At 47.2% G+C, this 21,571-nt stretch carries 12 protein-coding genes and 2 pseudogenes; 9 read left to right on the top strand and 5 right to left on the bottom strand.

Features of this window, described 5'->3' with window-relative positions; all coding sequences use genetic code 11:
- Positions 1-47: 47 nt before the first annotated feature.
- Both NDI48_20805 and NDI48_20800 read left to right on the top strand, forming a co-directional pair.
- Positions 48-668: pseudogene (locus NDI48_20805) on the top strand (M10 family metallopeptidase C-terminal domain-containing protein).
- A 213-nt stretch (positions 669-881) separates the two neighbouring features.
- Positions 882-992 (top strand): annotated as a pseudogene (locus tag NDI48_20800) (calcium-binding protein).
- Between the two features lie 377 nt (positions 993-1,369).
- Here NDI48_20800 and NDI48_20795 read toward each other — a convergent pair.
- Positions 1,370-2,917: a DEAD/DEAH box helicase family protein gene (locus tag NDI48_20795; protein ID MEP0833607.1), complete on the bottom strand. Its 1,548-nt coding sequence runs from the start codon at positions 2,915-2,917 to the stop codon at positions 1,370-1,372.
- Between the two features lie 1,086 nt (positions 2,918-4,003).
- Between NDI48_20795 and NDI48_20790 the strand changes: the two genes are divergently transcribed.
- The 4 genes from NDI48_20790 (at position 4,004) to NDI48_20775 (ending at position 9,743) form a co-directional block, all read left to right on the top strand.
- Positions 4,004-5,218, top strand: coding sequence for a response regulator (locus tag NDI48_20790; GenBank protein ID MEP0833606.1), 1,215 nt, complete (start codon positions 4,004-4,006; stop codon positions 5,216-5,218).
- Between the two features lie 91 nt (positions 5,219-5,309).
- Positions 5,310-5,675: a response regulator gene (locus tag NDI48_20785; protein MEP0833605.1), complete on the top strand. Its 366-nt coding sequence runs from the start codon at positions 5,310-5,312 to the stop codon at positions 5,673-5,675.
- Between the two features lie 506 nt (positions 5,676-6,181).
- Positions 6,182-6,730 carry a chemotaxis protein CheW gene (locus tag NDI48_20780; protein MEP0833604.1) on the top strand — a complete coding sequence of 183 codons (549 nt, stop codon included), beginning with the start codon at positions 6,182-6,184 and terminating at the stop codon, positions 6,728-6,730.
- A 232-nt stretch (positions 6,731-6,962) separates the two neighbouring features.
- A complete protein-coding gene (locus NDI48_20775) occupies positions 6,963-9,743 on the top strand; it encodes a methyl-accepting chemotaxis protein (GenBank protein ID MEP0833603.1) in 2,781 nt (926 codons plus the stop codon).
- On the opposite strand, the gene NDI48_20770 is transcribed toward NDI48_20775, so the two are convergent.
- The gene (locus NDI48_20770; protein ID MEP0833602.1) at positions 9,736-9,945 is read right to left on the bottom strand and encodes a hypothetical protein; all 210 of its coding nucleotides are present in this window, start codon (positions 9,943-9,945) and stop codon (positions 9,736-9,738) included. The genes NDI48_20775 and NDI48_20770 overlap by 8 nt on opposite strands.
- A gap of 86 nt (positions 9,946-10,031) precedes the next feature.
- Between NDI48_20770 and NDI48_20765 the strand changes: the two genes are divergently transcribed.
- Together NDI48_20765 and NDI48_20760 are read left to right on the top strand one after the other, a co-directional pair.
- Positions 10,032-13,979 (top strand): response regulator, encoded by a 3,948-nt coding sequence (locus NDI48_20765; GenBank protein MEP0833601.1) that lies wholly within the window; start codon positions 10,032-10,034, stop codon positions 13,977-13,979.
- Positions 13,980-14,107: 128 nt separating this feature from the next.
- Positions 14,108-14,632 carry a chemotaxis protein CheW gene (locus NDI48_20760; GenBank protein ID MEP0833600.1) on the top strand — a complete coding sequence of 175 codons (525 nt, stop codon included), beginning with the start codon at positions 14,108-14,110 and terminating at the stop codon, positions 14,630-14,632.
- Positions 14,633-14,750: 118 nt separating this feature from the next.
- Here the strand turns inward: NDI48_20760 and NDI48_20755 are convergent, their stop codons facing one another.
- Together NDI48_20755 and NDI48_20750 are read right to left on the bottom strand one after the other, a co-directional pair.
- A complete protein-coding gene (locus NDI48_20755) occupies positions 14,751-18,479 on the bottom strand; it encodes a CHAT domain-containing protein (protein MEP0833599.1) in 3,729 nt (1,242 codons plus the stop codon).
- Between the two features lie 414 nt (positions 18,480-18,893).
- Complete coding sequence (locus tag NDI48_20750) at positions 18,894-19,931, bottom strand: aldo/keto reductase (GenBank protein ID MEP0833598.1); 1,038 nt, start codon at positions 19,929-19,931, stop codon at positions 18,894-18,896.
- A gap of 36 nt (positions 19,932-19,967) precedes the next feature.
- Here NDI48_20750 and NDI48_20745 point away from each other — a divergent pair, with 36 nt between their 5' ends.
- Complete coding sequence (locus tag NDI48_20745; GenBank protein ID MEP0833597.1) at positions 19,968-20,516, top strand: NUDIX domain-containing protein; 549 nt, start codon at positions 19,968-19,970, stop codon at positions 20,514-20,516.
- 58 nt (positions 20,517-20,574) lie between these two features.
- On the opposite strand, the gene NDI48_20740 is transcribed toward NDI48_20745, so the two are convergent.
- Positions 20,575-21,399: an EI24 domain-containing protein gene (locus NDI48_20740; protein ID MEP0833596.1), complete on the bottom strand. Its 825-nt coding sequence runs from the start codon at positions 21,397-21,399 to the stop codon at positions 20,575-20,577.
- Positions 21,400-21,571 lie beyond the last annotated feature (172 nt).

Genomic DNA, 21,571 nt, shown 5'->3' with positions numbered 1-21,571 from the left:
AGGATAGCTACAAGTACTCCAACCTGTCATATAGCCAGCACCCAGACATGCCAGGAGTACGTCCGCAAACTCCACAACTTTTTGATGTTGCCGCTATTCAATATCTGTACGGTGCAAACACCAGTACGCGCACCGGAGACAATATCTATAGCTGGGTAACCAATGAATCCTTCCTGCAAACCATTTGGGATGGGGGCGGTACTGATACCATCAGTGCTGCCAACCAGACACGGAACGCCTTTATCAACCTGAATGCAGGCAACTTCAGCTCCATTGGGGCAAGAGGTTCAGCAGATGCCAAAGATAATGTCGCGATCGCTTATGGCGTGACGATCGAAAATGCCACTGGTGGTAGCGGTAATGACACAATTTATGGCAATGGCGTCGCCAACTTCCTAAGAGGCGGGGATGGCAATGACTATCTCTGGGGTGCAGATGGCAACGACACGCTCTACGGTGAAAACGGCAATGACACGCTCAGTGGTGGAGATGGTAATGACTACCTGTGGAGTGACAGTGGCGATGACTATCTCAGTGGTGACAGTGGCGATGACAGTATGTACGGTGGTGCTGGTAATGATGCCCTCTATGGTGGGGCTGGCGATGACTACCTCGATGGTGGCACCGGCAATGACAGTATGTACGGTGGTGCTGGTAATGACCGCTATATTGTTGACAGCGTCGGGGATGTGGTCATCGAATATACTGATCAGGGAATTGATACCATCTACTCGTCCGTTACCTACACTCTAGGAGACTACATAGAGAACCTGATCTTTACAGGCACCAGCACGACGGCTGCCACAGGTAATAGCCTTGACAACGAGATTACAGGAAATAGTGGGATTAATGTGTTGTCTGGTGGCGCAGGTAACGATACCCTCCGAGGAGAAGGGGGCAACGATAACCTTGATGGTGGCGAAGGCAACGATCTGCTCATCGGTGGCTCTGGTTACGACATCCTGACGGGTGGACTGAACGCCGATACGTTTGCTTTTAGCTCCACTGGCGACGAGTTTGACATCATCAGCGACTTTACCATCGAACAGGGTGACTTGTTTCAAGTGTCTGCCAGTGGTTTTGGAGGTCAACTAATCGCCGGTCTGCTAGCCGAAAGTCAATTCTGGCTCGGTTCGGCTGCTACAACGGCTGACCATCGTTTCATCTATGACTCCTCTACAGGAGGACTGTTCTTTGACATGGATGGTGTAGGGGAAAGCGCACAAGTGCAGTTTGCCAGCCTCACTACTGGACTGACTCTGACGAATAGTAGCATTCTTGTTGCTGCCTAGTCACGGTTGACTGAATCGTGATCGCTCAATCAAAGACTTCTAAACAACATTGGGGATTGAGGCAGTACTTAATTGTCTTATGATTCCGCTTCGGGTGCATCTTCTTCTTTCCACGGATCAGTTGACTCGGCTGCTTTATACCTTGTTGAACGATTCACGTCATAAATCGAGGAAGAAGCTGAAATATCTAATTCTAGTTGCCGGAGCTTGGGCTTCGGCTTTTCTGTTGCTTTGCGGCTTGGTGCTTCCTTCCTCCCTTCCGCACCATGCCGACGTTGAGATGTCCCTTCCTCACTGGTATCCTCTGCCACAACTTCATAAAGCAGCGCTAGTTTATGTCCCTCAGAACCCTTACGCAACACTCGACCCAAGCGCTGAATATACTCGCGACTGGAACCCGTACCCGATAAAATAATTGCCACACGAGCATCGGGGACATCCACCCCTTCATTGAGAACGTGGGATGCCACTAAGGTTTTGTATTCTCCTTCCCGAAAGCGAGTGAGGATTTCATGTCGTTCCTTGACTGGCGTTTGATGGGTAATGGCTGGAATCAGCAAGTCTTGGGAAATGCGGTAGACGGTAGCGTTATCGTTGGTGAAGACAAGAATCCGTTCTGGGTAGTGTTGAGCCAGTAAATCAGTGAGAATCCTGAGCTTACCATCGGTACCGGACGCAATTTCTTTGGCTTCCCGATGGGCTAACATAGCTCTGCGTCCCGCTTGCGATCGCGCACTTGCCATGACAAACTTTTGCCAGCCATCCAGACTGCCCAAGGAAATCTTGGAGTCCCTTAAAAACTCATTGCGGAGTTTGATGCAGGTATTATAGCGATCGCGTTCTTTTTGGGACAGCTTCACTTTAATCTGCACTAATTTGTGATCCGCCAATGCCAACCCCGCCAAGTCCTCCGGCGACTTGCGATAGACTTCTGGCCCAATCAACCCCTTCAAGTCCCCATGACGCCCATCGGAGCGATCGGGAGTGGCAGTGAGTCCTAAACGGTAAGGTGCGATCGCATATTCCGCAATCACTCGGTAAAAGTCAGTGGGTAAGTGATGACACTCATCAAACACGAGCATGGCATACTGATTGCCCAATGCTTCCGCATGGATGGTGGCACTGTCGTAAGTGGAAATCAGAATCGGGGTTTTATCCCGCGAACCGCCCCCCAATAATCCCACCTCTGCATCCGGAAAAGCGGCGGTTAAGTGAGCATACCACTGGTGCATCAAATCCAGTGTTGGTACCACAATCAATGTGGTGCGGGGCGTCGCCTGCATCGCCAGTTGCGCCAAATACGTTTTCCCGGCGGCGGTGGGCAGCACCACCACCCCTCGACGCCCTGCTTGTTTCCACGCTAAAAGCGCTTCTGTCTGATGAGGATAAGGTTCCATCTCAAAGCTGGGAACTAATTCTAAGGGAGAAAATTCCTTTGCCTCATCGTTAAAGTCAGTCCCTTCCGCTTGCAAGGCTTCCACCAGTTGGCGATAGTGCATGGCAGGGATGCGAAACTTCTCCACTCGGTCATCCCAAGTCGCATAATCCACCCAGGTTTTCCCCCGTGGCGGTGGATGCAAAATTAGGGTGCCCCGATCGAACGCTAAAGTAGGGGTACGAACCATGTGTGCTGCGACTTCCCAATTCCCCAGTGAGTGATTCCCCAGTTATTTTAGTGGAGAGCAGGGGCTACAAGTGCAGTCGTCAGGCGTTGTATTACATCTTACCCATCAGTGCTAGACCCCTAGTGCAAGGCGGTGAAAGGAGGGGGAGTGGGGGAGGAGATCATTAGAGTTAGTCTAAATCCTTTGTGAAAATAATAAACCACAGAGACACAGAGAACACAGAGAAAGAGAGGGGAGAGTTTTACAATTCATTTAGACTAGCTCTAATTTTAGAGAAGAATAATTTTTGAATTGAAAATTATCCGGACAGAAGAGATAAAGTTGCGAAAATATTACATGCTGACTTTTTAAATTAAATTTGTATCAGTATTAATTCATACTTATTGAATTTGTATTACTGCCTTGATTGGGAACAAGGAGCGGCTAATTTTATTTCGGCAATATAAAATATTCTTCGTTAATTAAACACTAATTATTTTTTTAGCCATATCTCTAAAAGCCATGCGGGGTGAGGGTTAAACACCTTATTCAATTAACGTCATGGCTAAAATTTCGTTTGATAAGGATTTCAAAAAAACTTCGGCAAGGAAAAAAAGAATTTATAAAGTTACAAATTTCAATCGACATTGATACCCATTAATGATAGAAATGTAGAGAAGCTTTTGTAATACGAGTATTGCGAAAGCGTATGACATAGATTTAAATAATGATGACAAGGGGTCAGAGCCTAGACCACTCTATACAAGTTTCAGAATTTCTCCGAGGAAAAATCTGAGGATTCCCCAAAAGATGCCCGAACTCAAAAGATTTCCTCAACGGCTACATCTAGAGGGTTACAATCTCTTGACTTCAGTCCTGCAATCGTACAGAGATAAAAGCTGGTTCCCGATACTTGAAATCCTTGTTGGTTACGTTCTCACTTGTAGTGTCTCAAGGTAGTGGTGAAAATTCACTCTCTTTTCTGCTGAAAAAGTCTTCTTTTAAGGTGACCAGGATGTAGGCTAGGTGCGTCTTCGAGTCATTAAAATACCTCAAAGCTATGAGTTTTCAGGACGTTATCAGTCAACTCGTTAGGGAGAATGTGTAGTGAGAAATGTTCAACAAGCTCCTCCTCTGGCCTCGGCTAGCTTATTTACGGCTGGCAAGCAAATCCGATTCCTGGAAAGTTTGAAGCGGCTGCGGTTTAGTGGTCAGCTTGTGTTCACAAGTTCCAAGGAAGAGCAATGGGTTTTTTATTTGTACCTGGGTCATATAATGTATGCGACAGGGGGTATTCATTCAGTACGGCGGTGGCAAAGAAATTTAGAAGCTCATTGTCCTCAGTTGCTGGCTCATCGCTCCAGCCTACAGCAAGATCTGAGGAGCCTTAACACTACAGATTCTCGACTTTGCTGGGAATATCAACTGTTGAGTTTATGGGTTGCACAGCAAAAAATCACGAAAGAGCAAACAGCTAAGATGATTCGCTCCGTGATTGCGGAGGTTTTGTTCGATTTAGTGCAAGCTATGCGCGTCATTTATCAAATCGATCAACATGACTCGCTACCAACACCCCTCGTATTGATTGATATACATGAAGCGATCGCACAAGTTCAGCCGTCTTGGCGAGTTTGGCACAATCATACAATTGCTGACTATTCTCCCAACGCCGCACCCATCATCAAAAAACCCGAAGAACTGCGCCAACGCACCTCAGAAGCGGTCTATCAAAAGCTGACTCAACTGCTCAATGGGCAACGCACCTTGCGTGACATAGCCATGCAGATGAAGCAAGATATCGTGCAAGTCACCCGTTCACTCCTACCCTACATTCAATTGGAGTTAGTGGAACTGATTAGCATCTCGGATCTGCCCAGTCCGGTTGATACCCCCATTCCTGAAACGCCGCGTGCGTTGGGAGAATCCACAGGGTCACTGATTGCCTGTGTCGATGACAGTCCTTTAGTTCGGCAAACGATGGAATCCCTACTCGTGGCAGCCGGGTATCGGTTTTTAGGTGTGGATGATGCGATGCGGGCGTTCGCTATCCTGTTAGCCCGTAAGCCGGATTTGATTTTTTTAGATTTAGTCATGCCGAATGCCAATGGGTATGAAATTTGCGCTCAATTACGCAAGCTTTCCTGTTTCCGTGATACACCGATCGTCATTTTGACGGGCAATGGTGGCATCGTTGATCGGGTTAGAGCCAAGCTTGTTGGCGCATCAGATTTTCTCAGCAAACCAATAGATGCTGGGATAGTGCTAGGCGTACTACGCAAGCACTTAAAACAGGGTGATCCGAGGTTGAAGGTTGAAGGTTAGAACGTTGAAGATTTTAAATTTGAACATCCAACCGACTAACCTTTCTGTCATCTTTCCTTAATTTCTGTTGTTAATTACTGAGGAAAATATCATGAGTACAGCTCTAGTTGTTGATGATTCCATGACCGATATGCAAATTCTCACCCGCTGTTTACAGCAAGGGGGTCTCAATGTTGTGACCGCTAACAGTGGAGAAGAAGCTCTAGCCAAACTGAACAACCAGAAACTCGACATCATCATTCTAGATGTTGTCTTACCAGGCTCTAGTGGATTTGAAGTTTGTCGTGAAATCAAAGCTGCCGCTGCGACTAGCAACATCCCCATTGTCATTTGCTCCACGAAAGGAGGGGAAATGGATAAATTTTGGGGAATGAAACAGGGAGCAGATGCCTATTTGGCTAAGCCAGTCGATCAGGAAGAATTCGTCCGCACCGTTAAACAACTGATCAAAAACTAAGGTATCGTCTCGAAATCATTCCTCTGTGCTCTAATTCGTAGTTATAACTCATAAGTCATTAGTAATTAGGAATTTATCAAGCGTGCCCTAATTCCTAATTACTAACGATGGAAAGCTAAAAAACTACAAACAAGCTCTTGAGAAATGTGGAATTAATTTGGGGCAACCTTCAGATTTAACCTATTAATGAAGGGGGAGAGGTAAATCAATTACCCTCTCTCTTGGGTGGGTTTGGCTGTGACAGATATCGACATGAGATTTAACTCTCTTGTGCGAAGAATAAAATTGTAACCCTGTATCCAGTTTCTGCTTCAAGCATCATGTTATTGACTTGGTAATTGGCAAGAATTCACGCCTCATATTCTCACGATCTGTACTCCATCGTTCATCCTTGCTACCCATGACTTTGCATGGCCTTTAAAGGCCGCTACTTCGTATTACTCCTTACCCTAAAACTTTGCTACACCTTGGGCTGTGTCCCGTTACGCTAACCTCCTCTTGGATCAATGCCTGATTCTTTATCAGTTCCAGATTCTCTATTACTACCGACTGAAACAGCTTCCTTAAAAGCCAGCCAGCAGTTTTTACGGTTTCATCTGATGCCCAATACAACTGCCTTATTGCCCATGGAACAACTGACTGAAGTGCTGACGATTCCTAATGGGCAAATTGTACCGATTTTTCACATGCCTGCCTGGGTAATGGGTGTCTACAATTGGCGTGGAGAAATTCTTTGGATGGTGGATTTAGGTCATTTAGTAGGTCTTACTCCCTGGCATCAACAAGCCAATAGTAGTTCAATTTATCGAGCTATCGTACTACAAGCTCGTTCCAATCAGTCCGGGTCGAATAAGTTGAAAAGCGAAATGTTAGGCGTTGTGGTTAATCGTGTAGAAGATATCGAGTTGTGTAACCCCGATTGGATTCAATCGCCGCCAGCATCCACGGTTACTCCTGAACTCGCTCCATTTTTACGGGGTTACTGGTTGAAACCAAACGGCGAAATGCTAGTTGTCATAGATGGTCAAGCCATTATTGGAGCAATGCCAAAATGAATTTGAACAATTGAAGACTGATGAATCAAATCCGAAATAGGGTTCCTCTATATTAGGTTTTTCATCTAAATTCTAGCCCAATATTTCAATCAAATCTAGCTCAAATTGAGCGTTGAATTTGCATGTATTTTTAGCTCGTTAAACCACGAACTAACAATTTCCTATATTTGATAAGGTGTGTTCCATGACTCAGACTTCTCCTAATTCTTCAAAAAATGAAACAAATGGTCGTATGCCATCTTCTAGGACTCTTCAGGTCGAAGGTGGAACGGCTGGAAATCATGCCTCTCCAGTTCATAATACAGGTATCAACGAGCCTGGATTATTGATTCCCAAAGCGCCTTTTTCCGAGCGCAAACGAGAGGGTTGGCGCTGGAGTAGTCTGCGAACTAAAGCGGCAATATTGGCGATTAGTCTCGGTACTATCCCAGTATTGCTGACTGGAGTAACGGGTTATTACTTTGCGGGTCAATCCATGAATCGGCAAATTACTAGTAACAAAGTACAACGTGCCGTAGGTGTGGAAGACAAGGTCAAACGCTTCATCCGTGAACGTTATGGCGATATATTGGTACTCTCCACTAACGCGATTTTTACAAATCCTAGCGTCAGTAAAAACACGACTCTAGCAGAAAAGCAACAACAAATAGATTTCTTTTTAGAGTCTTATAAGGTATATGACAGCATTGCCTTGTTTGATCTAAAGGGCAACGTGTTAATCCAAAGCAAAGGTGAGCCTTTACCGAACCACAGCGATCGAGAATATTTCCAGACCGTCCTCAAAACCAATCAGCCTGTCATTAGCAATCCACAAACATCGCAATCTTCTGATAGGTATGTTATTCAATTTGCTGCACCTGTTAAAGATCAAGTCACAGGTAAGACGATTGCTATTCTGCGAATGCGTATGCCGATGGAAAGCTTAGATGAGTTGATCAAAAACTTCAATACTGAGGGAGACGAATATTATTTGATTGATTCTTCTAGTAATTTAATTTTCATCGGGTCGGAAAAGAAAAAGGAAAGGCTAGAACCTAGGGCAGTTTTTCCCGAATTATCCAAACTGCAAGCGTCCAATCAGCCCAATGCCTTAGTCTTTAATGATCAGGTGGATAAGACAGAAAAGGTATTCTCTTATGCCAAGTTTGGAAAACTAGAAGGCTTACCCGATCTTGACTGGGAAGCGATCATTGCAACGCCCACAAACATCGCCTTTGAGCCTCAAAAACAATTACTCTTGCTGGTGATGCTTGGTACTGCGGTAACAGCCGCCTTGGTGAGTGCGATCGCAGTTTTCCTCACTAACCGCACGGTACGTCCCATTCTCTCAGCCGCAGGCGCGGTGGGCAAAATTGGTCAGGGAGAACTGACAACCCGCCTAGACATTCACGGGGAAGACGAAATTGCTGAACTGGGATCGAACATTAACGTGATGGCGGAACAGCTACAGACGTTCGTACAAGAACAAACACTCGCCGCTGAACGAGCCTTCCTACTGACCAAAGTGACTGGTTCTCGTGCCCTAAGTTCGCAAGAATTGAATAATCTCTTCGGTGAGGTTTTGGATGATGCGCGTAAAAGTTTGAAGGTTGATCGCATTGTGATCTATCGCTTCAACCCGAATGGGGATGGAGAAATCGTAGCTGAATCGGTGGCAAGAGGTTGGCCGAGTGCCCTGCTGACCAAAATTGATCACTCTTTTGTGTCAGAACAGCAGCTCGAAGCGTATATCGAGGGTAGTATCGAGCCAATGAATAACATTCTGAACGCTAATCTTGGGTCAGAGCAGTTGAGAATGATGGAACGTCTGGAAATCAAAGCCAGTGTGGAAGTCCCGATTCTCAATGAAGGTCGGCCTTATGCTTTGTTGATGGCTCACCACTGCGAAACTCCCCATAATTGGCAATCCTCAGAGCTTAACTTCCTCCAACAATTAGCGGCTCAGATGGGTCTGTCCCTCGACCGTGTACTCCTGCTTGAACAAACCGAACAACTAGCCCAAGAACAGCGCCAACTCAAAGAAGGTCTACAACGACGAGCTCTGAGCTTGCTTCAAGAAGTAGACCCGATTAGTAAAGGGGATCTGACCATCCGGGCGAAGGTAACGGCGGATGAAATTGGTACGATCGCTGACTCCTACAACGCGACAGTCGGTAACTTGCGGAAAATCGTGCTTCAAGTGCAACAAGCCGCCAGTCAGGTGGCCCAAACGACCAGTAGTAATGAAGCCTCGATTCAATCGCTATCGACGGAAGCCTTACGCCAAGCCGAAGAAATTGCATTGGCTCTAGAGCGGGCGCAAGAAATGGCGCAATCGGTGAAATTAGTTGCTGCCAACGCGGAGGAAGCCTTAGAGGCTGTAGTTGAAGCGTCTCAAACCGTGGAAGAAGGTGACCAAGCCATGAACCGTACAGTGGACGGAATTCTGGCGATCCGAGAAACTGTTGCAGAAACCGCTAAAAAAGTCAAGCACTTGGGTGAATCTTCACAAAAGATTTCTACCGTCGTTAACCTGATTAGTACCTTCGCCGCACAAACGAACCTGCTAGCGTTGAACGCCAGTATTGAGGCGGCACGCGCTGGGGAAGAAGGACGAGGCTTCGCGGTGGTTGCGGATGAAGTGCGATCGCTAGCACGGCAATCAGCGGAAGCCACGAACGAAATCGAAAAACTCGTCGCTGCGATTCAAGGGGAAACAAATGAGGTGGTTGCCGCCATGGAAGCAGGTACTGAGCAGGTTGTCATGGGTACCCGACTCGTGGATGAAACCCGCCAGAGTCTGAACAAAATTACCGCCGTCAGTTCCAAGATTAGTGACTTGGTTGCATCCATTACCCAAGCCACGGTTGTGCAGTCGCAAGCCTCCCAAGCCGTGACCCAAACCATGACCAACGTAGCCGCGATCGCTGAAAAAACATCCCAGGAAGCCACCTTTGTATCCTCTTCATTCGAGGAACTCCTAAAAGTAGCGAAAGCCCTAGAAACGGAAGTGGGTCAGTTCAAAGTCAGTTAGCAAGTTGAAGGTTGAATGTTGCAGGTTGAATGTTAGCAAATTCTACCATTTCGCTATAGAGAATTAGGATTAAGCTGAGCCATATCTGGGCAAGCACTATCGTTAGTGCTAAAACTTCTGTGGGATGGGCATCCTGCCCGTCCTGCCCCTGCAAATTAAAGGTGGAATAGCTTAACAGATTACAGGTCTCCAACTTCAACATTCCAACATTCCAACATTCAACCTACAACCTGCAACATTTAACATTCAACATTCCAATATTCAACATTCCAATATTCAACATTTTATATGGCACTTAATCCTGAGATCCGCGACCAAGCCTATCAGTTTTTTATCGAAGAGGCTCCCGAACTGTTACAGGCGATTGAATCAGGTTTGCTAACCCTGAAGCAGGAGAAAAACACAGCGAGGGTTCACAACTTGATGCGATTTGCCCACTCGATTAAAGGTGGAGCCGCTAGCGTAGAACTCGAAGCGATCGCCACCCTCGCTCACCGATTAGAAAATATCTTCAAGGTACTCTACAGCGATGAGTTGAACATTGATACTGGCCTGGAAAGTCAACTGTTGCAAGCGTATGACTGTCTGCGTCTTCCTTTAATGGAGCAGATTCAAACCGGTTACTTTGACCCCTCGCAAGCGTTTGACTTAGCCGAACCCATCTTTGCCCAGCTTGAGGAACGCTTTAGTGAGCAATTGAGCCAAGCAGACACTTACATGCCGAGTTCAGCGGACTTGGGCGTGGATATGACTCAGTCAATTTTTGAAGTAGATGTGGCTCAAGGAATAGAACGCCTGACTATTGTTGTGGCTAATCCCCAAAACTATGAAGTGGCGGGAGAACTGAGGGCACAAGCGGAAGTGTTTGCGGGGTTTGCCGAGTTTCTCAACCTACCCGATTTTGGCGCGATCGCTCAAACCACCCTAGCGGCTCTGAATGCTCACCCTGAAAGCGCTTTAGAGATTACCCAACTAGCGTTGGTAGATTTTCAATTGGCAAGAGTTGCCGTACTGGCAGGTAGGAATTCTAGGACTCGCTCTTCGGTTGAGATTAAACCGTCTCCAGCTTTAGTCACCTTAGCCAATACCGCTACCCCCATAGCTGAGTCGATTGTCGAGCTAGAGTCGAGCTTTGAACCCGTTGAAGACGACTTGTTCTCTTTGTTCGAGCTGAATCTTGAAGCCAGTGAAGAAGCCATTCCTTCCATCATTGAGCCGAGCTTTGAACCCGTTGAAGACGACTTGTTCTCTCTGTTCGAGCTGAATCTTGAAGCCAGTGAAGATAGCATCCCTTCACTATTCGAGTCGAATCTTGAACTCAGTGAAGATAGCATCCCTTCACTATTCGAGTCGAATCTTGAAGCCAGTGAAGATACTATCCCTTCACTATTCGAGTTGAGTCTTGAAGCCAGTGAAGATACTATCTCTTCACTATTCGAGTCGAATCTTGAAGCCAGTGAAGATACTATCCCTTCACTATTCGAGTCGAATCTTGAAGCCAGTGAAGATACTATCCCTTCACTATTCGAGTTGAGTCTTGAAGCCAGCGAAGATAGCATCTCTTCACTATTCGAGCTAACCCATGAAGAAATAGAAGAGCCTATTCCCTCACTTGAGGACATCTTTGGCGGGGCTATTGCTACTCCTGAAACACATAAGAGTAAGCGACTCACAACGCCGGAAATAGTGGCACAGACACAGGCGACTGATGAAGCCGAAAATCTGGCGATTTCAGGAGCATTTGTTGACCATACAACGATAGCCTTTGATCACTCTCTAGATGAACCCATCGCTCTTGAAGCGGATACAGATACGCCAGACAGCGAAATCCTAGAGGTTGAATGGGTTGAAGCGACAGGAATAACGCAAGAGGCGGAAGCAGAAATTCCTTCGTTAGAGCAGATTTTTGGGGATGCTTTCATTCCTGTAGAGATAGAAGCTCCAACTGCAAGCGCCATCGTCCCGCTGACATCGACATCCGATGCACTTCAAGAACAGACTTCAGAAGAGATTGAGCTCAGTTCAACACCAGAAACTTTAGACGTAGCGATTCACCAGATTGAGCAAATCTTTGAGAGTTTACCCGCACTTGAGCTTGTTGAATCAGGGACAGAAGCGATCGCGCCAAGCGCAACGTCACAGGCGAGTGCCAATAGCTTGACACCCAGTTCTAAAATCAATCTTCCAGATGCGACAACGGTTAATTCTCCAACCGGAGCGAAGAGTGAAGTCGCTCCCACACCTAACCTATCGGTGCGGGTTGACGTGGATCGCTTGGGACGGATGAATAATTTAGTGGGTGAGCTTGCGATTAACCGTAATGGACTCTCGCTGCAAAATGAGCAACTCCAGGGATCGGTTCGAGAACTGCTGAATCGATTCTCCCGTGTGCAAAATTTGGTGGGTCAATTGCAGAACTTGTCAGACCAAATGTTGATTGCTCCAGAACGTCACAATCTAGGGTCACAATCACGTATTTTAGATCCGTTGGAAGCGCTCAAGGTTGGCCGATCCGATTTTGATGATTTTGACTCTCTGGAATTGGACAACTACGGAGCCGTACACTCTGAGTTGCAAGGACTCTTGGAAGAGATGATGCAGCTTGAAGAGTCGGTTGATGATATTGTCCTGTTTGCGAAAGCGACGGATCAGACGCTGGAACGACAGCGACAAATGCTAACCCAATTGCGGGATGAGCTCATGTGGGCGCGAATGTTGCCGCTTGGGGAAGTGCTCAACCGTTTTCCTCGGATGTTGCGTGATTTATCGACCACTTATCACAAACCGATCAGCTTGAAACTGAATGGTACGGGTGTGTTGGTGGATAAAGCGGTTTTGGAAAAACTCTTCGATCCCTTGCTGCACTTAATTCGGAATGCCTTCGATCATGGGATCGAGTCGAGGGACATCCGACGCAGCTTGAGGAAACCGGAACAAGGTCAAATTGAAATTAAAGCTTACCACCGAGGCAGTCAAACCATCATTGAAGTTAAGGATGATGGCCAAGGTTTAAATCTCGAACGGATCAGTCGTCGGGCGGTGGAATTAGGATTGGTGTCAACCGAACAACTGGGCATGATTCCCGCTAGTCGCTTGTTCAACTTAATTTTCGAGCCAGGATTTTCCACCGCCAGCGAAGTGAGTCAGCTTTCGGGACGAGGTGTAGGGTTGGATGTGGTGCGATCGCAATTGCGATCGCTAAAAGGCACGATTGGGGTTTCTTCGGAGGCGGGAGTAGGTACCACGTTTAGCTTACGCCTGCCGTTAACTTTAACCATTGCCAAATTACTCGTTTGTTTCAGTGGCTCCACAGCATTGGCGTTGCCGTCCGACAGTATTGAAGAAATTGTCATTCCCAAACCAGAGCAGATTAAGCATTCAGGAAACCAACAATTTTTGCACTGGCGCGGAGAAATTGTGCCCACCTATCGACTCACTGACCTTTTGGGGTATGCCTGTCCCTTACCGGAAACGGCTCCCAGCCGCTCATTGCTTGCCGTACCCACGCCTGAGAGTTGGGCATCGCCCATGTTAGTCCTGCGCCAGGAACATACCTTTGTGGCGTTAGAAGTGGATCGGTTGGTAACCGAGCAAGAACTGGTCATTAAACCCTTTGGAAGTGCGATCGCACCTCCCAGTTCAACCTACGGTTGTACCATTTTGGGGGATGGCAGTGTGATTCCTGTGATTGATGCAACGGTTCTGCTCGATCAACTCTTAGCCCAAAGTGCAGCAGCAACGGTGACAACGACAGAATTGAATCAGCAGGCGATGGTGATGGAGTCAGCCGCACAGGGAAGTGCATCACTCAGCAACAGCCTGCCTCCTAACACAACGGTTAAAACGCCAACGGTTTTGGTGGTGGATGATGCCGTTGCCCTGCGACGAACCTTGGCTCTCAGCTTAGAAAGAGCTGGAATCCGAGTCTTACAAGCCAGAGATGGGCGGGAAGCGATCGAACGATTGCAGCAAAGTTCATCCGTAGAATTAGTGATTTGTGACATTGAAATGCCGAATATGAATGGCTTTGAATTCTTGAGCCATCGCCGCCAAGACCCTCAAATCTCGAAGATTCCAATTGTTATGTTGACCTCCCGAAGTAATGATAAGCATCGATGGTTAGCCATGCAATTAGGGGCTAATGCTTACTTTACTAAGCCTTATTTAGAACAAGAGTTTTTAGTAGCCATTAAGCAGCTCATGGGTCAACGAACAATTGAACCAATACCTGTTTAATACCCAATCGTTTCCTATCACCCCCTTAAGCGTTATGATAATAGGTAATGGGTAATAGTTAATGAAATTAGCACCAATTACCAGCTAACCCAAATTTAGTATCATTCATGACCAATCACTAATTAGCTATGAGCAATCAGTTAATTCACTTACAATCTGGTGAGTCTGAGCTTTCAAGAACAAGGACAACCGCATCATTAGTAAAACTCATTGTCTTCAACATAGGGCGTCTAAATCTGGCTTTGCGAATTGAGTCAGTTTACAAAGTCGTTAATCACAAATCCACTTATGGGAGTGGATTAGGTGCGGTGGGAGTAACCCATTTAGGCGAGGGTGAAATTACAGTTATAGATTTGCACCAGCGCTTTTTTAAAGCTAGTCAACTCAGCGAATCTAACGTAAGCGGTTATCTGATAGTTGTGCAAAACACCACAAGTGAACTCTATGGAATTCCAGTCGTGGAGACTCCCGCTTTAATGGAAGTTCCACGAGCAATGATTCGTGTTTTACCAGAATCTTACCGCCGGGCGGATACGCTAGATGTCGCGAGTCATGTGGCAGTTATTCCCCAAAATGAAACACCACTCACTATTTTTGTCCTGGATGTTGACCGACTCCTGCCAATTTTCCAAGAACTTGCGGCTCAACTGTAATATCATTTCCATTTGCATCGGTTAAAAAAATATGATTCCCATGCCAACGGATTCGACATAACTCCTTAAAAGCCGATTGGTGTAAGTTTTGAATCCATTGTTCTAGCCACAAACAGCATTACCAAGGATTACCAACGAGCGTAAAAGCAGCCCAAAAATAAGGATGTTCAAAACTCTTGTCTCCTATCTCGGCGAGTTCTCCTGAAAGAGGCACTGATTGACGACTCGTGACTAATTGGCTCCCTTTGAAATACACCTGTCCTTTGAGCATTGCCAGTTGTGTTTGCCGCAATGCCTCTCCTTTAATCGGTGCCTGCTTTAGCTGCTGATACATCTCTGTCATTAACCCCAGCGTTCCCTCATCACTCACAAACCACAAACTGCCCAAAGTTGACTTAACCCCAGCTTGCACAGCTAACCCTGCAAAGCCTAATTCAGCATCATGATTCCCCAACGCTGTCTGACAGGCACTCAAGACTAATAACTCGACGGGTGGGTTATTCCAGCCTAATTGTCGTAGTTGGTTCAGCCGCAGTTTGCTGTCCCAAAGTTGAATGTAAGAGTTGCTGGGACTTCCCGCTTGGAAAGAAGCATGAGTAGCCAGGTGGATGATCCCAAACGGTTGCTGTTGTCGCTGTGCCTTAAGGTTTTCTAGGGTGAATGCCTCGTTGAGAAAGAATTCGCCTTGCCATACAGAATCAGTAATCGTGGATAATTCTAGCGGCACAGCCGGTAACGGTTTTTGCTCAACAAATTGCGACGCCCCCATCGCTAGAATCTGCGAGTTTTTAATATCCTTGTAGCGGGTATCCGTCAGCGTCAGACTGGGCATCAAGCCAACGCTGTATTTCTCGATCAGAAACTGTTGACCATCATGGAGAGCGGCAATGGGAAGAGAACGCAAGCCCATGTCCATCACCATTGTCACGTTCTCAATGCCTCGCGCTTGTAAATCGGCTTCCACAGGAGCCACTAACCATCGATAGAGTTGTCGCGCTGGAGTTAGATAGCTCTTATCCCTGCGGGAGCGGGTTACCTCCGAACGAAACTCATTTGCAACTTTCATGACTTGCGATCGCGTCGCTCCCTCAATCGGCTTGCGAATCGGCACTCCTTGAGCCGTCACCACCAGCAATTCTAAGCGATCGCTATTCTTACTCTGGGAGGGAGGATTTTCCTGACTCAACTCTTGCGAAGCAGGATTCTCACGGCTTGGATTCTGGGGTACAAACGCGATATAGATGAGTGCCGGTTTCACGCCAGTGGCTTGCTCAATATTCAGGAGAATGTTACGGGCATCTGCCAGGGTTGAAACTGGTGTATCAGCAGGTAAGTCCAAATACTGCTGGTATTGTTGCGAGAAAAGCCCTTCCAGCCGGGAAAACATTTGTGATGCAGCCTCCGTGGAAGCCGACGTAGCATCCACATTGTTGCGATCTGCATTAGTACTCGGTTGAGTCGGTTCTTCCGTTCTAGCATCGGTGTTCGTTGCATCCCCTCCAGGCGAGTTGACATTACCACTACCTGTATTGCTGGTTGAGCCACCACTACCTGTATTGCTGGTTGAGCCACCACTACCTGTATTGCTGGTTGAGCCACCACTACCTGTATTGCTAGTTGAGCTACCACTACCTGTATTGCTGGTTGAGCCACCACTACCTGTATTGCTGGTTGAGCCACCACTACCTGTATTGCTAGTTGAGCCACCACTACCTGTATTGCTGGTTGAGCCACCACTACCTGTATTGCTGGTTGTGCTACCACTACCTGTATTGTTGGTTGAGCCACCACTACCTGTATTGCCTGTTGAAGAGTTTGAGGTGGGTGACGGAGTGGGAACGGGTATGGGATTTTGACTGGTGGAAGGACTTGGGCTTGGTGAAGGACTCGGACTTGGTGAAGGATTCGGACTCGGTGAGGGACTGGGGCTGGGTGAGGGACTGGGACTGGGTGAAGGATTCGGACTGGGTACTATGGACAAAGTGCCATTATTACCAGGACCTTGATTCTGGACATTGGGGACGCCGATGGTATTCGTACCTCCAGCCCTCAGCGTGATCGAACCCGCATCGCCTGGGCCTTGATCGTTGGCAAGTATATCACCTGTGCTAATGTTGCCCTGGGTGCTAGTCAACGTTACAGAACCAGCATCGCCCTGTCCCTGATCGTTGGAAGTAATGTTGTTGGTGGTAATGTTGCCGGGAGCCGATAATATAACAGGGCCAGCACTGCCTTGACCTTGATTCGAGGTGTCGATATTCCCGACAGTAATAGTTGCCGGAGATGACGAGGTTCCAGAAGGGGTAAAGGCTGTTTGCCCTACTTGAGTAGGAACATTCGGGGAATTGGCTAAGGTCGTCAAACCCGCTCGCAAAATTAGGGCTGGACTATTCTGCAAAATTGGAATATCTGGATCAGAACCCGCCAACAAAGCCGTATCCGGGCCAGTAATTCTGATATTCCCAGCCGTGATGCTGCCTGTGGACTCTACCTTAAGTGCGGTACCTGTGTAATTTCCAAACGTGACATCACCATTTGAACTAATAATAGGGTCGTAAAGGCTAACAAAATTACCAGGAGCGCCTGCCAAGTTGAGAATCGAGAAGCCATTACTGGCAAAGTGAGCATCGCCGGAAATATCACCATTACTGACTAAACTAAGTTGACCACCGCTAGTAAACGGAGTCTGGGGATGGTTGAGTGCCAAAATATCGATATTGCGATCGCCCTGAATGTAGAGTTTTCCCCCTGCCTGAGCCATAAACGGATTTGTCACGCTATCCCGCACTCGTACCGTATCCTTTGCCAAAAGGGTCATATTCCCAGACGTAACGAGTTGACTTTCCACTAAGGTTAAATTGCGGTTAGCGGATAGTGTTGCCGTTTGAGCGGTTACATTCTGCGCTACCACATCCCCAGTTTCTACAGCCATGCCGGAACTCGTGAGTTGCACGGTTCCATTGCTGTTGACCGTTAATCCCGTGGCATTTCCGACATTGCCACCCGTGAGCAGTTCCGGTAGAGAGGCAATGGGTAAAGTCCAGTTCTCCGGTTGACTACCACTGCCCGTCTGCGGTTGAATGTCCAAGCTCAGTACGCTTCCAGGTTGCTTCAGGCGCACAAAATGGGAGCCTGGTACGGCGGCGACGGTGATATGTCCTCCGGGGGCAGATAGTTGCCCGGTACTGACTACCGTACCTCCTAAAAGAGTTAAGTTTTGTCCTTGTCCCACTGCCAGGTTGCCAGCATTGACAATTGCGCCAGGGGTGGAGGTATTGAAAGCAAAAGTATCGGGCGTCCCGACGAGTGCTGGATAGTCAGCAACACCCGTGGCATTGAGCCAATGATTGCCGAAACCCATACCTGTAGCCGTAGTGGCAGTAAAAGACGCAGGTACGTTTAGGCTTGCATTAGAACCAAAAACAATGCCGGCGGGGTTGAGCAAAAATAAGTTGGAATTACCCCCTGTAACCTGAATTAGACCATTAATAATGGAAGCCTCTCCACTGCTGACTCGACCCAAAATATTTTGAATGGATGGATTGGAGAGGAAGTTTGCAATCTGGTTTTGATTAAGGTTGAATTGAGAGAAACTGTGGAAAAGGTTTGCCCCATCACTGGAGGTTTGTCCGCCCGTGATGTCGAGTTGATTGCCAGTAGGCGTTACAACCGTGCCAGTGCCGTCAGCCGCTGGAACAATGGATTGTGCCCGTACTAAAGAAGGTAAAAAAAAATAAGCCAAAGGCAATAGAAAAAAAGCCAGGATTTTTTCCTGTTGTGCCCTATTCTTTTTTCGGAAAAAGTTAGGGCAGGGATGAATATTGTGTGTAAAGATTTTTCTGATCATAATTAAATCTCCTTTGGTAGCCACCTTTTGGTTAGGGTAAGAATCAAGTCGTAGCTACACCCAAAAAGTGCCCGCTTAGGGGGCATTTCCACGAGAATCAAGACGCAATTTGCGCCAATCTGTATACTTCATTCCACCTTGAGCTGAGGAGATATATTTCCCCAGCAGGATGCACCCGAAAGCTTACAAGGTACTCGAAGGCTCAGATTTGTAGGTTGGCTAGAGCAATAGCAAAACCCATCAAAGTTTAATCGATGAATTGATATTGGGAAGAGCGTTAACCTAACCTAGGGGAGATGTTTAATTTTAGGAGAAGCGCCTGACTTGAAAACAGACCGGGGAAGCAGGTGAAACAAGGGGAGAATATTTTCCTGCGTGATGGGTGCAAACCGTTGATGATCGAAGACTTATCGCTTATGGAGTGGGATTAGGATACCGAGCATAAACCGTATCGATTTCTGCCAAAATATCTTTATCCAGCGTCACCTCTAAACTACTGAGATTCTCCTTAAGCTGTCCCATCGTGGTTGCCCCAATAATGGTACTGGTAACAAACCAGCGCGATCGCACAAATGCCAACGCTAACTGTGCCGGCGTCAGGTTATGTTTGTGGGCAATCTCCACATAAGCCCTTACCGCTTCCATCATATTGGTTTTGTCATAGCGCTGACCAAATCCCGGAAACAAAGCCATCCGAGAATTTCCCGCTTTGCCACCTAGATGTTTTCCCGTCAAAACACCAAATCCCAAAGGACTATAAGCCAACAAACCTACATTATTGAACCGACACGCTTCGGTAAGGTGAATCTGAAACACCCGGTTCATTAAGTTGAAAGCATTCTGAATCGAGACGACTTTCGGCAATCCCAACTGTTTCGCTAAATGGCAAAACTCACATACCCCCCAAGGTGTCTCATTACTCAAACCCAAGTAGCGAATTTTACCCGCTTTGATCAGGTCGGCAAAAATTTCCAGTTGTTCGGCAATGGGTATCGTATCTCGTTCCTGCGCCTTGTCGTAATCCGGTGCACCAAATAGGGGAACATAGCGATCGGGCCAGTGAATTTGATAGAGGTCGATGTAATCTGTGCGTAAACGCTTGAGGCTGTCCTCTACGGCTTGCTCGACGTTGGGACGGTCAATTTGGTGTTTTTCCCCTCGAATCCAACTTAAGCGAGAGGAGGGGCCTGCTACCTTGGTGGCGATAATAAGTTTGTCTCGCGGCTGCTGAACTAACCACTCACCAATATATTCTTCTGTCTTCCCCTGAGTTTGGGCACGTCCCGGTACCGGATACATCTCGGCAGTATCGATGAAGTTGATGCCTTGGGCAACCGCATAGTCGAGTTGCTGGCTGGCGTCCTCTATCGTGTTCTGATGACCATACGTCATCGTTCCCAAGCAGATTTCAGATACTAACAAATCGCTATCGCCGAGTTTTTTATATTCCATTACCCTCAATACCGGATAAATCTACTGAAAAATATTATGGATGAAACTCGCCAACAGCACTGGAAAACCCTAGACCGCTTTTTGGAAATCCGTTCCCCTTGGTTCACGCTATTGGGTGAACATCTAGAAGACGATCGCCAGCAAGTTATAGATTATTGGCGGGTGGAAAAAACAGATTCCGTAGTTATTTTGACCCTTCAGGGCGGTCAGCTACTGTTTCCCCGGCTGAATTATCGCCCTGGATTGGGAGAAGCGACGCTCGATTTTCCGGGTGGGCGCGTCAGTGAGGGGCGAACACCAGAAACGGTGGTGCCGAAAATTTTAGAGAAGGAATTGGGCTTAACGGAGGATGCGATCGCACACCTTACTCTCCTTAACCCTAGCGGCTGGGCGATTAATAGTTCGTTCTCCAACCAAAAACTCTACGGTTTTGTAGCAGAAATAGACCCGACAATATCGGTAAACCCTGAACTTTTGGCAGCTACCTATCCCACGACATCGGAAGGCATTCGCAGCTTACTTCAAGATTTAACTTGCCTCCAGTGTCGAGCGGTACTTTTAGAGTGGCAAAGTCAGTCTAGGTAATTCCCTTCTTCCCTCTGCCTTCTGCCTTTTGCCTTCTGCGTTCTGCTATAAATGCGCGTTAGCTTAAAACCCGATCGCCTACGCCACCCGGTAAAACCTGATCGCAAAAAAACAACGTTCCCGATGCCACACACAGCGGAATTGTTAGAAGATTCAACAGTGGCACACTCACCAGTGCCAAACAAACCCAACTAAAACTAGCACTCGCCGGTAAACTGCGGAATACAATTCTCAGCTTTTCCCGAAAGCGCAGGCGTCGGCGTTCGAGGGGTGCATCCATAAAGTCGAGGCAGACAAGGGTTGTCGCCAGTGCAAAGCCACCGACTGTAGCGGCTAACGTCCCAATTCCCGGTACTAAGTTCAACAGGAGCAATACAATCCCCACGCCCACAGCTAGCACCAGTTTTTTCAACTCAAATAAGATGGCTCGTCCAATATCTTGCACAATGCCCACTTCTACTATATGGAGCTGACCTGTGCGAAGTTCCTCCAACTGCTCAGAAAGTTGACCATACCACGGCGCACCCAGCAACACTCCAAATTGCACGAGTACAAAGCCAGTCAGCAGCAGTAATCCGACTACCAGTAGCAAACGCAGCAACCAGCCAATACCAATAATTAAATAATCTAAAATACCCAGCCATCTTGGAAGGTGGGTGATGAGGGAGTCTATCCAATGAGTCAGACTTCCCATGAGATACGCCACGCTGTCCCAACCAAAGAAGAGTAATCCCGTATACAGGACAACACCGACGATAAAATTGACCAGAATCGGTATAGCGACATACCCCCAGAGACGGGGGGTGCGCCTGAAAACCGCTAGAACCCGAAACGGGTAAGTCGCCCCTGTCAGCAATCCAAATCCACTCAATGCTTTCCACATAATTCCGTTGCTAAGTCAGGTGTTGCAGTTGATAACGCCCCGACTCTAGCGCATGAATTGACGCCATTGTCATGGGTTCTGTGTATCCAGAATCACTCCCTGACTTAACATTGACCTCCTTCTTACAGCAGAGGTTGGAGATAAAAACAACCTTTAGGTTACAAGAGAGCGG

It is taken from the genome of Microcoleus sp. AS-A8 (genome assembly GCA_039962225.1).
GTDB lineage: Bacteria > Cyanobacteriota > Cyanobacteriia > Cyanobacteriales > Coleofasciculaceae > Allocoleopsis.
Note: the sequence above shows the minus strand (reverse complement) of the source record. Positions and strands in the feature narration are given on the sequence as shown.